Source organism: Halomonas salinarum, from assembly GCF_012062845.1.
GTDB lineage: Bacteria > Pseudomonadota > Gammaproteobacteria > Pseudomonadales > Halomonadaceae > Onishia > Onishia salinarum.
On record NZ_WWNB01000015.1, the window covers coordinates 44303 to 57505 of the forward strand.

Here is a 13203-nt window from a genome sequence, read left to right on the forward strand (position 1 = left end):
GGGAATAACGCCATGTTCAAGAAGATTCTGGTACCGGTTGACGGTTCGAAGGGCGCATTGGAGGCGCTGGTCAAGGCGGTGGAGCTTGCCAAGCTCACCGGGGCCGAGCTCTATATACTCTGCGTGTTCAAGCATCACAGCCTACTCGAGGCATCACTTTCGATGGTGCGTCCGGCCAAACTGGATCTGCCTGATGATGCGCTCAAGGAATATGCCTCCGAGATCGCCACGGATGCCAAACGGCGAGCCATCGAGATGGGCGTGGCCGAGGTCCGCGCTTTCGTCAAAGGTGGCCGCCCATCCAGCACCATCGTGCGCTTCGCCAAGAAGCGCCAAGTCGATCTGATCGTGGTCGGTTCCCAGGGCACCGGCGGCGAAAAGAGTGCCTCTTTCCTTGGCAGCGTCTCTCAGCGGGTCGCCAGTCAGGCCCGCTGCCCGACCTTGGTGGTCTGATCTCGCGACACCAATGCCATCACATGAGCATTCGACCGGGTGCGGAACCCACGCAGGCTTGTTAGAGTCCGAGAGGTTGCGCATTCATTCCAAAGACTGCAAGGACCCTTCATGAAGACATTGGTTAAAGCTGCCACGCTTGGCGCCCTGCTGACCGCAGGCGCCCCTTATGCTCTGGCTGCCCCCGAGACCGACGAAGCCAAGCTTGGCTACAGCCTGGGCGTGACCCTTGGCCAGAGCCTGGTGCAAGACGTTGAGGATCTCGACCTCGAATCTTTCACCCAGGCCCTCGAAGATGTCTATGCGGGCGACGACCTCGCCATGAGCGAAGAGGCCATGGCCAAGACGCTGCAACAGTTCCAGCAGCAAGCCATGGCCGAACGCCAGGAAGCCGCTCAGGCCGAAGCGAGCGACAACCTCGAAGCCGGTGAGCAGTTCCTTGCCGAAAATGCCGAGAAAGAAGGCGTAAGCACGACCGACTCAGGCCTGCAGTACAAGGTGCTGGAAGCCGGTGACGGCGCTATGCCGAGCGCGGGTGACACCGTCAAGGTGCATTACGAAGGCAAGCTGCTCGACGGCACTGTCTTCGACAGCTCCTACAAGCGCGGTGAACCGGTCAGCTTCCAGGTCGGCCAGGTCATTCCGGGTTGGCAGGAAGCCCTGAAGATGATGAGCACGGGCGACACCTGGATGGTCTACATCCCGGCTGATCTCGCCTACGGCAGCAGCGGCCAAGGCCCCATCGGTCCCAATGAAACACTGACCTTCAAGGTCGAACTGCTCGACATCAATCCGGATGCCGACCAGTCTGACGGTTCCTGATGCAGCGATGAAGACGGCACATTGCATTGCCGGTCTGGCGCTGGGCCTAGCGGGCCCAGCGCTGGCTGCAGAAGACGCCCCTCCCCCGCTTCCCGACCTTACTCTCGACCCTGCCGCCGTCAGTGTGATGGGCGTCTCCTCCGGTGGCTACATGGCCACACAGCTCGCCGTTGCCTACCCCGAGCTCTTCCGTGGCCTCGCGGTGTTTGCTGCGGGCCCCTGGGGCTGCGCGCAAGGCGAGCTGAGTCGAGCGCTTGGCCAGTGCATGAGCCTCCGCAAGGGGCTGCCCGACCGCGACACACTCGAGGCTCGCCTGACGAACTATCGCGACGATAACCTGGTCGGCACCGCCTCGGCCCTGGCCGACCAGCACGTCTATCTGTGGCATGGCGACGAGGACAACACCGTGGAACCTGCCCTGGGTGAGAGACTCGCCGCGCAGTACCGCGACTGGCTCAAGGCCCCCGAGGCTCAGCTAAAGGTTGTCCGCCAGCCCGACGCCGGCCATGGCTTGCCGGTAGATGCCGACAGCCTGGCCAACGCACCAGCGCCTGAACTTGCCGACTGCCGCGAGGGTGGCCCGCCCCATCTGCTTGACTGTGGCGTCGACGGTGCCGGTGAGGCGCTGAGCTGGCTATATGGCCAAGACGAGGGAGCAGACGACGTAACAGGATCAGCAACGGCCACGCCATCAGCAGAGCGCCTACTCACCTTCGACCAGACAGCCTTCGATGATGACCTGGCCGAACAAGGCTACCTGTATGTGCCCAAGGCCTGCGAGAGCGGCAATTCGTGCGGACTGGTGGTCGCCCTGCACGGCTGCAACATGAGCGCTGAGGCAATCGGCGAGGATTTCGTGCGCCACTCGGGCCTGAACCACTGGGCCGAGACCAATGATCTGGTGGTGATTTACCCTCAGGTCACGGCCAGCCTGGCCAACCCTCAGGGCTGCTGGGACTGGTGGGGCTACGAGGAAAGCCTGTGGCAGCTGGAGCCCCAGCACGACAGTCGGGCCGGCGAGCAATTGACGGGATTGGTCAACATGGTCCGAGCGCTGGTCGGCAAGCCTGATGCTCCATGACATAGGGTATTGGACCTGCGGGTGTGCCAGCTCCGCGGGATAGCCCGTGAAATAGCCCCGTGAAATAGCCCCGTGAGATAGACCCGTGAGGTAGCCACGCAAAGGGGGCGCGATAAAGGGCCCGCCAGCAGGGCAACCAATAACCGCCTAGTTAACCATTCGCCAAGGCGGTATGGGAAAGCAACAGCGCATTGCCCTGCGCGCCTTCAGTGCCTCCTGACGACTTCGAAGTCAAACCAGCTGCCTCGGCGTGCCTTGTCAGTCTCGACCACCACCTGTGCGCGCCAGGGCATCACTGCCTCGGAACACCGGCCAATCTGCCCTTCACCCACGAAGGTCCCCGGCCCTACCTTCTTCAGCGGGAAGCGATGCAGCCCCATGGGCATGTTGCGCCCGACAAGCTCCACCGTGACCGCATTGGCCTCGATACCTTGCAACGCCACGGTGAGGGGAAGGGTCGTCGTCGGAGACAGATCGCTACCGACACCGAATACCATCTGGGCACCCAGCCCGAGACTGGCCTCACAGGGCTCCTCGCGCAGGTCACAGTCACCCGACGGCGGATACCAGGTCACGTCGTCCTGACTATCTCGCAGGTAATAATCCAGCAGATACCAGCAGGCCACCACCACGGTGGCGAGGGTAACCATGATCAACAGGTTGAGCAGGGGAGAGCGCGGAGCATCATCATCCTGAGCATGAGGTGACGTATTCATGGCAGCGAAAGTGGCACTCCAAAGGCATAACGAAAAAGGTAAGCTTATCAGCATTTAGCGGCAGCGCCCTTAGCAGGAAGGTCGCAGGCTACCCCCAGGGATGAGGAGATATCATGAATAGCGTCGAACAGGCACTCGGGCCGCTCTTCCTGCTGATTCTGACGGGGGCATTGCTGGGTGTGGCACGATGGCCCAGCGGTGACTTCTGGCAGCGCCTGGAAGGGGTTATCTATCACCTGCTATTCCCCGCCATGCTGGTGGCGACGCTTGCCACCGCCGAGGTCGGCTCGGTGCCGGTGGTGCGCCTGGCAATGGCGCTGCTGGGGGCGATGCTGGTGTTCGCGCTACTGCTGTGGCTCAGCAGAGGCTGGCTCGCCTTGAGCCGACCGGCCTTTACCTCGGCCTTTCAGGGAGCGCTGCGCTTCAACACCTATGTCGGCGTGGCCGGAGCCGCGGCCCTGCACGGAAGCGCCGGGGCCACGGTCGCCGCCGTGGCGGTGGCATTAATGGTGCCGGTGGTCAACGTGCTGTGCGTGGCGGCCTTCGTCGCCGCCGGCACGCTGGGCCCTTCGAGTCTTGGCAAGAGCTTTGCCGCGCTGGGCCGCAATCCGCTGATACTCGCCTGCCTCGCCGGTATCACGCTCAACCTTACCGGCATCGGGTTGCCCGGCTGGAGCGAGGCGGCGATCAGCCTGCTGGGGCGGGCCGCCCTGCCATTGGGCCTGGTCGCGGTGGGCGTTGCCTTGCGCCCTCAGGCGTTGATGCGGCTATCGGCCGGGGTCTGGGCCGCGACAGCCATCAAGCTGGCACTGATGCCAGCGCTGGTACTGGGCCTCGCCCTGCTACTCGACCTGCCGCCCATCAGTCGCGATGTGGCACTGCTTTTCGCCGCCCTGCCCACGGCAACCTCGGCGTACATCCTCGCCCGCCAACTCGGCGGCGATGCCGAACTGATGGCGGCACTGATTACCGCCCAGACGCTACTGGCGATGGTGACCCTGCCGCTATGGCTTGGCGGGGTCGTCGCCGGGTAGATCAGCCGGGCATATTCCCCTTTCTCGCTTTGCGATTACGCAACGCACGTACACCCTCGCATCTGTCCTCATATTGCAGCGTCACCCTGCCTGCGTGACCTGATTGGCACAGGGCGCACCACGACCCAGCTCGTCGATGTTGGCAAGCGTGACCTCGGCGATTTCAGTAAGCGCCTCGGCGGTGAAGAACCCCTGATGGCCGGTGATCAACACGTTGGGGAAGGTAGTCAGACGCTGGAAAATATCGTCATCGATGATGTCACTTGAGTGATCGCGGAAGAAAAGCGATGTCTCCTGCTCGTAGACATCGATGGCTAGGCCGCCAAGACGACGCGTCTTGAGTGCCGCGATCGCGGCCTGGGTATCGATCAGCCCACCCCGCGAGGTGTTGATCAAAATCGCCCCGGGCTTGAGTCGCGACAGTGCCTGCTCATTGATCAGATAACGGGTGTCGTCAGTGAGTGGGCAGTGCAGACTGATTACATCGCTCTCGGCCAGCAGCTTCTCCCGCGATACATACTCGCCATCCAGTGCCTCGAATGCCTCACTGGGATAGCGATCCTCGCCAAGCAACCGACAGCCGAAACCATGAAAGATGCGCGCCGTGGCAAGGCCAATGCGCCCGGTGCCTATCACCCCTACCGTCTTGCCGGCGAGCGTCATGCCAAGCAACCCCTCGAGCATGAAGTTACCCTCGCGCACGCGATTGAAAGCACGATGGGTGCGGCGGTTGAGGGTCAGCAGCAGCGCAAGCGCATGTTCCGCCACCGCCTCAGGGGAATAGGCTGGCACCCGCGCCACGGCCAGGCCCAGCCGCTTTGCAGCCACCAGGTCCACATTGTTGAAGCCGGCACAGCGCAAGGCAATGAAGCGAACGCCGAGCGACGCCAACGCCTCGAGCACCTCGGCATCCAGACGATCATTGACGAAGGCACAGACCCCGTCGGCGCCATGAGCGAGTACGGCGCTATCAGGCGTCAGCGTCACCTCGTGAAACGCAAGCTCGATATCATGGCCGACGGCCGCTTCGTTAAAGAAGCGCCGATCGTAGGGCTGTGCACTGAACATGGCAACGCGGGTCACAAACACCTCCTGATCACACCTTGGGCCTGCACCGAGAGTCCCCGGATCAAAGACCTGGCCACAAGGCTTTGTTGAAAAATATTCTCGTTCCTATTGACCATGCAAATGAGAATGATTATCTTTGAATTGTGGCGCTCGCCAAGCGCCACTTTCCATGCAGAGAATGTCAGGTTCCCTGTCATGGTTTCTCCTCATCAAGCTAGTCACGGTCTTATGCCGCCCTCCCGGGCGGCTTTTTTTGTCTGGCTGTCGCCATGACAATCGCCCCATTGTGCCCGGCCTCGGCCTCCAGCGTCTTGTCCTCCGTCAAGCCTGCCTCGTCACTCGCCTGGGCGCCTTTATCCAGCCCCTTACCTTTACCCCGCCCCCTTATTCACTCGGGGGGCGCCTTCATCGAGTAGCGTGAAACGACATCTCACCTGGGGGCCCCGCGCTCACGCCACAGACCACGCGAATAGAGCCGCTCATGCAGGAGCTCGGCCAGGGCGTCCACGGCGGGCTTCGAGGCGGCCGACATGCGCTTGCCAATATGCAACTGTACCTCGCCACCGGTCAGCGCCGGCAAACCATCCGCCGGCCCCAGTTCACGCATGCCCGGTGTCAGTCGCTCACGGTCGAGTACGCTGATGGAGAGCCCTGCCTCCACGGCCGTTTCCAGGGCATGAACGCTGGTGCTGGTAAAGACGGCATACCAGGAGAGCTCCTCGGCTTCCAAGGCCTCGATACCGATCGCCCGATACGGGCAGTCCACCGGATGCAGCCCCAGCGGCAGGGGCTGGGTCGGGTCGAGCGCATACTCCCGGGCAGCGGCCCATACCGGTGAGGTACGCCACAGCGGCTTGCCCCCCTCCAGCCGATGTTGCCTGTCGAGAAGCAGCGCCAGGGTCAGCTCGCCACGCTCGAGCCGCCTTGCCAGCTCACCGCTGGTGGCGGTCACCGCCTCCAACAGCACATCCGGGTGCTGGGCCATGAACTCGGGAAGAATCTGGCCCACCAGCTCGCTTGCAAAGTCTTCCGGCATGCCGAAACGCACCTTGCCGGACAGCCCCCGGCCCGTAAAACGCGCCAGCATACGGTCATGCTGGCCAAGCAGAGCGCGCGCCTCTCGCATCAGCGCCTCGCCGGCTGGCGTCAGCGTCATGCCACGGGCGCTGCGGACCAGCAGGCGTGTCGCCAGCCGCTCTTCCAACCTCTTGATCTGCATGCTAATTGCGCTGACGGTCCGATGGCGCTGCTCCGCGGCGGCGGCCAGGGTGCCGAGCTGCGCCACCGTCAGGAAACTGCGTAACGACTCCAGGTCCAGGGTGGCGGACATGACTTCAGACATATTGAAGGCTCACTGCAATTTTTGTCGATTCCCTGAACACTCTAGTCGCATGAGAATGGCCACGCCATCCTCGCCGACACCCGCCGGTTATCAGGAATGTGAGGATGCGCTAGGAGAGACCATGCAACTTCATACATCACTACCGGGATTCCCTCACCGCCTGCCGCTGGGGACGCTATCTATCGCGGCGGGCTTCGTGCTGTGCTGGAGCAGCGGTTTCGTTGGCAGCCGCCTTGCCGTGGCCATCGACACGCCGGTGCTGTCGCTTTATGCCTGGCGCTTCGCCCTGGCAACCCTCATCGCGACCCTGATCTGGGCTGCACAGGCAGGGCCGCAAAGGCTGCGTGAACAGCTCGCGTGGCGGGCGCTGGGCCGTGAGGCGGCCATCGGCAGCCTGACCGTGGGGCTTTATCTGTTGGCCATGCTGGTCGCCGTGGAACAAGGCGTCAGTGCCGGGGTGGCCTCGCTGGTGGGTGCCCTGCAGCCGCTGGCTGCCGCCGGGCTTGCCGCCTGGTGGCTCGGCGAGGCCAATGGCCGCGGTCGCTGGGTCGGCATGGGCGTGGCGACCCTGGGGGCTGGTCTCTGCGTGCTGGATGACGTGCAAGGAGTGGGCGGCGCCCCGGTCTGGGCCTATGCCTTGCCGGTCGTGGCGGTAGCGGCGGTGACGCTTGGCAGCGTCATGACCTCGGCACCGGCAGTTAAACTGCCGCTGATGGCACGCCTGACCGCGCAGTTGGCGGCGGCCACACTGGTCTTCTTCGCCGCGGCGCTTGCTAGTGGCGGCTCCGTGGCACCACCGGCACTGGATGCCGAGACACTCTCGGTGATGGCCTGGCTGATAGGGCTCGCCACCTTCGGCGGCTACGGCTTCTTCGTGGTGGGGCTGGGTCGTCTGGGGGTCGCGCGGCTATCGACGCTGATCTACCTGACGCCAGCGGTGACCATGGGCTTCACCGCCCTACTCTTTGACGAACTGCCAGGGCAACTCGGCGCACTGGGCATGGCAGTGGCCACCATCGGCGTGCTGATCGCCCTCAGGTCTGGCGCTGGCAAACGCACCGAAAAGCGGCCACACGACCAGCAAGAGACTGGCCTGGCGAGTGAGAACACAGGCCAGGAAATACCCCATACGGGCGCTAACCCGCTAGGCGATGCTCAGGCGTCGCGGGCGAAGATCAGATCCCATACGCCGTGGCCCAGCCGTTCGCCGCGTGCCTCGAACTTGGTCAGCGGCCGGAAATCGGGGCGCGATACGTAGGGCGCGCTCTCGGCGGGGGCGGTGTTGCGATAGCCCGGTGCTTCTGTCATCACCTCCGCCATCCACTCGGCATACGCCTCCCAATCGGTCGCCATGTGCAGCGTGCCGCCGGGCTTCAGACAGCTACGCACCAGCTCGACGAAGGCCGGCTGAACGATGCGGCGCTTGTGATGTTTCTTCTTCGGCCAGGGGTCGGGAAAGAACAGCTGCAGGCGATCAAGGCTTGCCTCGGGAAGGCACTCATCAAGCACCCGGAGCGCATCCTCGCGGTAGACACGAAGGTTGGTAAGCCCTCGCTTGTCGGCCTCATCCAGCAACTTGCCCACACCCGGTGCGTGCACCTCGATGCCGATAAAATCGGTCTCGGGGTGGGTCTCGGCCTGTTCTATCAGCGAGCCGCCCATACCGAAACCAATCTCCACTACCAGAGGCGCCTGACGCCCGAACAGGCTCACGGGATCCTGGCGGCCATCGTCGAGCGTCAGGCCCAGCCGCGGCCAGACTTCCTCAAGACCGCGGGTCTGCGCCTGGGTCATGCGCCCGGCCCGCAGGACATAGCTCTTGATGCCACGGCGATGCAGCGGCGCGGCCTCGTCGTCAGTGGCGCCCGCTTGCTCAGCCGGCGCTTGCGGCGCCTGGTCGTCCAGTGCCCCAGGTGGCGCCTCAGACGACGCGTCAGAGGCAGAATCGGCGTCATCCGCCTTTATGGCAGAGGCGGTGTCAGGCGTCGGGGTGCGGTCATCGTTCATCGGTGGCAATCGGCTATCCGGTGGTCAAGAAAAGGCAGTCATCAATGCAAGGCGGCGATCAGCCGTTGATGCGTCCGGCGAAGGGCGAGGACGGCTCGGCACTCTGACGGCGCGGCATACGACCCGCCAGGAAGGCCTCACGTCCGGCTTCCACGGCCTTGCGCATGGCATTGGCCATGCCTTCAGGATCGCGGGCATGGGCAATGGCCGAGTTCATCAGCACGGCATCACAGCCAAGCTCCATGGCCAGCGCCGCGTCCGATGCCGTGCCGATACCGGCATCCACCAGCACGGGCACCTGGCTCTGCTCGACGATCAGGCGCAGGTTGTGCGGATTCTGGATGCCATGGCCGGAACCGATCAACGAGCCCAGTGGCATGATCGCCGCGCAGCCCATGCGCTCGAGCTCCCGGGCAACGATGGGGTCATCGCTGGTATAGACCATGACATCAAAGCCATCGGCCAGCAGTTCCTCGGCGGCCTTCAACGTCTCGACCACATTGGGATAGAGAGTGCCGTCGTCGCCGAGCACCTCGAGCTTGACCAGCTTGTGGCCGTCGAGCAGTTCGCGGGCGAGCTTGCAGGTGCGTACCGCATCACGTGCCGTGTAGCAGCCTGCCGTGTTGGGCAGCAGGGTATAGCGGCTGGGCGGAATCACGTCGAGCAGATTGGGCTCGTCGGCGTCCTGCCCCAGGTTGGTGCGTCGCACCGCGAAGGTGACGATCTCGGCGGCACTGGCCGCGATCGCGCGGGACGCCTCGTCGAAGTCACGATACTTGCCGGTACCGACCAGCAGGCGCGAGTTAAATTCGCGGCCGGCGATCGTCAACGGTTGATCCTCGATACGTTCAGACATCTTATCTCCTCGGTGTGGCTCGCGGCGGCGAAGGCGCTATCTCCTCTCCCTACCCGCCGCCAATGGCATGCACGATCTCGACGCGGTCGCCTTCGGCGAGCCGGATGGCATCGTGCTGGCTTCGGGGCACGATCTCTTCGTTGACCTCGACGGCGATGCGCCGCCCAGCCAGGTCCAGGGCAACGACCAGTTCGCCAACGGTCGTCTCGCCCGCGAGCTGCTTGGTATCGCCATTGAGCTGTATCTGCATGGCATCCTCCCGACAGGCTGGAAAAGGGGCATATTGTAGCCTGTTCGCGGCGCCCGGGGTACGGTAATTAGCGCATCGCCCCGCCCGCGGCGAGCATGATCGAGCCCCGCTGGCCCCCACTCAACAGGAGAGCAGCATGCGAGACAGACGATGGTGGATGGCGGCGGCCGGCAGCGGTGCACTGACCGTGATGGCCGGGGCCTTCGGCGCCCATGCCCTGGGCGACATACTAGCGCCCAGGCTGCTGGCGGCCTTCGAGACAGGTGTGCGCTACCAGGCCTGGCACACCCTGGCGATACTCGGCGTGCTGGCGTGGCGATCGAGCCTGCCTCGCGCCGGGCAGCTAGCGGTCATCCGGCTATGGGCGCTGGGCACGCTGCTCTTTTCAGGCTCACTGTATGCCCTGGCGCTCAGTGGTGTAACGCTACTCGGCATGATCACCCCGCTTGGTGGGCTCTGCCTGATTGTTGGCTGGCTGGCACTGGGTTTAAGCGCCTGGCGGGCCTAGTAACGACTAACGAAGAGAAACGCCTAGTCGCCGTCGGGTAACGCATAGGTCGCCGTCACGAGAGCCACCGGCTGCTCGTCACCGGCGGAGTAGAGTTCGACCTCGCCGACGGCCAATCGCCGCCCGAGCTTCAAGAGGCGGGCGTTGGCGATCAGATCGCGATCGCCCCGGGCACGGCGCAGGAAGTGGCAGTTGAAATCGGTCGTCACCGCCATCGCCTCGGGCCCGATCTGAGCCAGAATCGCCACATACAGGCAGACATCGGCAAGTCCCATGATGCTCGGGCCTGACACACTGGCCCCGGGGCGCAAGTGTTCATCCTCGATGGCCAGGCTCATGGTGGCACGCATCTCATCGACGCCCTCGATGGTGCCCTGTCGGTGGGGAAAGGCTTCATCGAGAAATTCTTCGATGGCGGCGGCGGTCATCACGGTCATGGCGGGCTCCCTGCAGCGAGGTGTTCCTGTGAGACGTTCTTAGGATATATGAAGTTGGGCCCAAGATAGCCCATCGGCAGGCGGCGCGCCCAGCGTGGCGAGAGCCTTCATGGAGACCCGGTCGAGCGCAACCAGGCAACCACGAGAAAGGCCCCGAAACCTGCGTTCCGGGGCCTTGAGGCTATCGAACAAGCCGCCTTCCACTTCCAAACCCTGGCTCGGCCATGACTCAGCCTTGGCTCAGGGCCAGAAGGCATCGACGTCAGCTCGCGACCTTAGCCTTGTGCACGGCACGCCATTGGTGCAGCAATGGCTCGGTGTAGCCGGCGGGCTGCACCCGGCCCTTGAAGACCAGATCACAGGCAGCCTGAAAGGCACTGGACGCGGCGAAATCGGCGCTCATCGCCGTGTAGTCCGCGTCGCCTGCATTCTGCTCGTCGACCACACGGGCCATGCGCTCGAGTGTTTCCTGAACGCGCTCGGCGCTCACCACCCCATGGTGCAACCAGTTGGCGATATGCTGACTGGAGATGCGCAGGGTGGCACGATCTTCCATCAGGCCAACGTTGTGGATATCCGGCACCTTGGAGCAACCGGTGCCGTGTTCGACCCAGCGCACCACGTAACCCAGGATACCCTGGCAGTTATTGTCGAGCTCCTGCTGGATATCCTCGTCAGACCAGTCGGGCGTCTCCGTGACCGGCACGGTCAGCAGATCGTCCAGAAGATCGATCTCACCCTTGTCTTCCAGCTCGTGCTGAACGGCGTTCACGTCAACCTGATGATAATGCAGCGCGTGCAGCACGGCAGCGGTGGGTGACGGCACCCAGGCGGTATTGGCACCGGCCTTGGGGTGACCCACTTTCTGCTCGAGCATGGCCGCCATGCGATCCGGCATCGCCCACATGCCCTTGCCGATCTGGGCGCGACCGCGTAAACCACAGGCCAGGCCAACCTGAACGTTGTTGGTCTCGTAGGCCTGGATCCAGTCGCTGCCCTTCATGTCACCCTTGCGAATCATCGGCCCGGCTTCCATGGCCGTATGCATCTCATCGCCGGTACGATCCAGGAAGCCGGTGTTGATGAAGGCGACTCTGGAAGCGGCCTCGTGGATGCAGGCCTTGAGGTTCACCGAGGTACGGCGCTCCTCATCCATGATGCCCATCTTCAGCGTATCCCGTGCCATGCCCAGCATGTCCTCGACCCGCGAGAACAGCTCGCTTGCAAAGGCGACTTCGGTCGGGCCATGCATCTTCGGCTTGACGATATAGACCGAGCCGCTGCGCGAGTTGCGCGCACCGCCGTCGCCCTTCTTAAGGTCGTGCAGCGCCAGCAGGCCAGTCACCACGGCATCGAGTATGCCTTCCGGCACTTCGTTGCCCTCGGCGTCGAGGATCGCCGGGGTGGTCATCAGATGACCGACGTTGCGCACCAGCATCAACGAACGGCCATGCAGGCGCAACGAGGTGCCGTCAGGCGCCAGATAGTCACGATCGGCATTGAGACGACGAGTGACGGTCTTGTCGCCCTTATCGATCTTCTCTTCGAGATCACCGCGCATCAGGCCCAGCCAGTTGCGATAGACACCGACCTTGTCTTCGGCATCCACCGCGGCCACGGAGTCCTCACAATCCATGATGGTGCTCAGGGCAGCCTCGACGACCAGGTCCTTGACGCCGGCCGGATCGTTCCTGCCAATAGGATGACTGCTGTCGAACTGCAGCTCCAGATGCAGGCCATGGTTGACCATCAGAATGGAGCTGGGCTTGCTCGCCTCGCCCTGATAACCGACCAGTTTGCCCGGGTCCTTGAGGCCCGTCTCGCGGCCACCGTCGAGGCGCACCAGCAGGTGGCCATCGCGCAGGAAATAGCCGACGGCATCGCGATGCGAGCCGGTCGCCAGTGGCGCGGCACGGTCGAGCACGCCGCGCGCATAGGCCACTACCTTGGCCCCACGCTTGGGGTTGTAACTGGTGCCCTTCTCGGCGCCATCTTCCTCGCTGATGACATCGGTGCCGTAGAGCGCATCATAAAGGCTCCCCCAGCGAGCATTGGCGGCGTTCAGGGCGTAACGCGCGTTACTGACCGGCACCACCAGCTGAGGACCCGCCTGAACCGCGATCTCGCGGTCAGTATTGGCCGTGGTGCTACTGACGGTCTTCGGTGCCTCGACCAGGTAGCCGATTTCCTTGAGAAAGGCGCGGTAGGCGGACATGTCACGCACCGGGCCAGGATGCTCCCGGTGCCAGGCGTCGAGGGCCTGCTGCAAGCGTTCACGCTCGGCGAGCAGTTCCTGGTTGCGTGGAGTCAGATCAGCCACGAGGGCGTCGACGCCAGACCAGAAGGCCTCGACCTCGATACCGCTACCCGGCAACGCCTGGTCGGTAATGAAACTGTCTAGCTCGCGGGCCACCTGCAGGCGGTGGCGGGTAACTCGTTCAACCATTGATATCTCCTGATGCGCACTGACCAGGCGGCCAGCCTCGCCGCAGCGAAGGCCCTTCGTCGGCAAGAGTGTTTTTGTGGAAATTAATTCCATAACGCTTGTGGCTAGATTCTATCCCATCTTGCACCAGGCGTCGTCAATTCCTCGACCAAATGATGAGAACCATCGTTTACAAATATGGCT

The 13203-nt window shown here is 63.6% G+C and carries 14 protein-coding genes; 6 read left to right on the top strand and 8 right to left on the bottom strand.

What is annotated here, in order from left to right; genetic code table 11:
• Window positions 1-12: 12 nt before the first annotated feature.
• The 3 genes from HF027_RS11425 (at window position 13) to HF027_RS11435 (ending at window position 2356) form a co-directional block, all read left to right on the top strand.
• Window positions 13-453 (top strand): universal stress protein, encoded by a 441-nt coding sequence (locus tag HF027_RS11425; RefSeq protein ID WP_168015772.1) that lies wholly within the window; start codon window positions 13-15, stop codon window positions 451-453.
• A 111-nt stretch (window positions 454-564) separates the two neighbouring features.
• Window positions 565-1275 (top strand): BamJ family beta-barrel-assembly machinery protein, encoded by a 711-nt coding sequence (bamJ, locus tag HF027_RS11430; protein WP_168015774.1) that lies wholly within the window; start codon window positions 565-567, stop codon window positions 1273-1275.
• 7 nt (window positions 1276-1282) lie between these two features.
• Entirely contained in the window at window positions 1283-2356 is a 1074-nt protein-coding gene (locus HF027_RS11435) for an extracellular catalytic domain type 2 short-chain-length polyhydroxyalkanoate depolymerase (RefSeq protein WP_168015776.1), read from the top strand.
• 206 nt (window positions 2357-2562) lie between these two features.
• Here the strand turns inward: HF027_RS11435 and HF027_RS11440 are convergent, their stop codons facing one another.
• Window positions 2563-3072 (bottom strand): hypothetical protein, encoded by a 510-nt coding sequence (locus tag HF027_RS11440; RefSeq protein ID WP_168015778.1) that lies wholly within the window; start codon window positions 3070-3072, stop codon window positions 2563-2565.
• A 113-nt stretch (window positions 3073-3185) separates the two neighbouring features.
• Here HF027_RS11440 and HF027_RS11445 point away from each other — a divergent pair, with 113 nt between their 5' ends.
• Window positions 3186-4106, top strand: coding sequence for an AEC family transporter (locus HF027_RS11445; RefSeq protein ID WP_168015780.1), 921 nt, complete (start codon window positions 3186-3188; stop codon window positions 4104-4106).
• Window positions 4107-4187: 81 nt separating this feature from the next.
• Here the strand turns inward: HF027_RS11445 and HF027_RS11450 are convergent, their stop codons facing one another.
• Together HF027_RS11450 and HF027_RS11455 are read right to left on the bottom strand one after the other, a co-directional pair.
• Window positions 4188-5189, bottom strand: a complete 1002-nt coding sequence (locus HF027_RS11450) for a 2-hydroxyacid dehydrogenase (protein WP_280730183.1) — start codon at window positions 5187-5189, stop codon at window positions 4188-4190.
• 415 nt (window positions 5190-5604) lie between these two features.
• Window positions 5605-6516, bottom strand: coding sequence for a LysR family transcriptional regulator (locus HF027_RS11455; RefSeq protein ID WP_168015782.1), 912 nt, complete (start codon window positions 6514-6516; stop codon window positions 5605-5607).
• 121 nt (window positions 6517-6637) lie between these two features.
• On the opposite strand from HF027_RS11455, the gene HF027_RS11460 reads away from it, so the two are divergent.
• On the top strand, window positions 6638-7774 hold the full coding sequence (locus tag HF027_RS11460; RefSeq protein ID WP_245184759.1) for a DMT family transporter: 1137 nt from the start codon (window positions 6638-6640) through the stop codon (window positions 7772-7774).
• Here the strand turns inward: HF027_RS11460 and trmB are convergent.
• The 3 genes from trmB to thiS are packed head-to-tail and all read right to left on the bottom strand — an operon-like array spanning window position 7672 to window position 9629.
• A complete protein-coding gene (gene trmB, locus HF027_RS11465; RefSeq protein ID WP_168015786.1) occupies window positions 7672-8523 on the bottom strand; it encodes a tRNA (guanosine(46)-N7)-methyltransferase TrmB in 852 nt (283 codons plus the stop codon). The two genes, HF027_RS11460 and trmB, sit on opposite strands and share 103 nt — an antisense overlap.
• 58 nt (window positions 8524-8581) lie before the next feature.
• Window positions 8582-9379 carry a thiazole synthase gene (locus tag HF027_RS11470; protein ID WP_168015788.1) on the bottom strand — a complete coding sequence of 266 codons (798 nt, stop codon included), beginning with the start codon at window positions 9377-9379 and terminating at the stop codon, window positions 8582-8584.
• A gap of 49 nt (window positions 9380-9428) precedes the next feature.
• Window positions 9429-9629: a sulfur carrier protein ThiS gene (thiS, locus tag HF027_RS11475; protein ID WP_136254820.1), complete on the bottom strand. Its 201-nt coding sequence runs from the start codon at window positions 9627-9629 to the stop codon at window positions 9429-9431.
• Window positions 9630-9765: 136 nt separating this feature from the next.
• On the opposite strand from thiS, the gene HF027_RS11480 reads away from it, so the two are divergent.
• The gene (locus HF027_RS11480) at window positions 9766-10137 is read left to right on the top strand and encodes a DUF423 domain-containing protein (protein WP_168015790.1); all 372 of its coding nucleotides are present in this window, start codon (window positions 9766-9768) and stop codon (window positions 10135-10137) included.
• A gap of 23 nt (window positions 10138-10160) precedes the next feature.
• Here the strand turns inward: HF027_RS11480 and HF027_RS11485 are convergent, their stop codons facing one another.
• Together HF027_RS11485 and HF027_RS11490 are read right to left on the bottom strand one after the other, a co-directional pair.
• A complete protein-coding gene (locus HF027_RS11485; RefSeq protein WP_168015792.1) occupies window positions 10161-10574 on the bottom strand; it encodes a PaaI family thioesterase in 414 nt (137 codons plus the stop codon).
• A gap of 262 nt (window positions 10575-10836) precedes the next feature.
• Window positions 10837-13020, bottom strand: coding sequence for a malate synthase G (locus HF027_RS11490; RefSeq protein WP_168015794.1), 2184 nt, complete (start codon window positions 13018-13020; stop codon window positions 10837-10839).
• Between the last annotated feature and the right edge of the window lie 183 nt (window positions 13021-13203).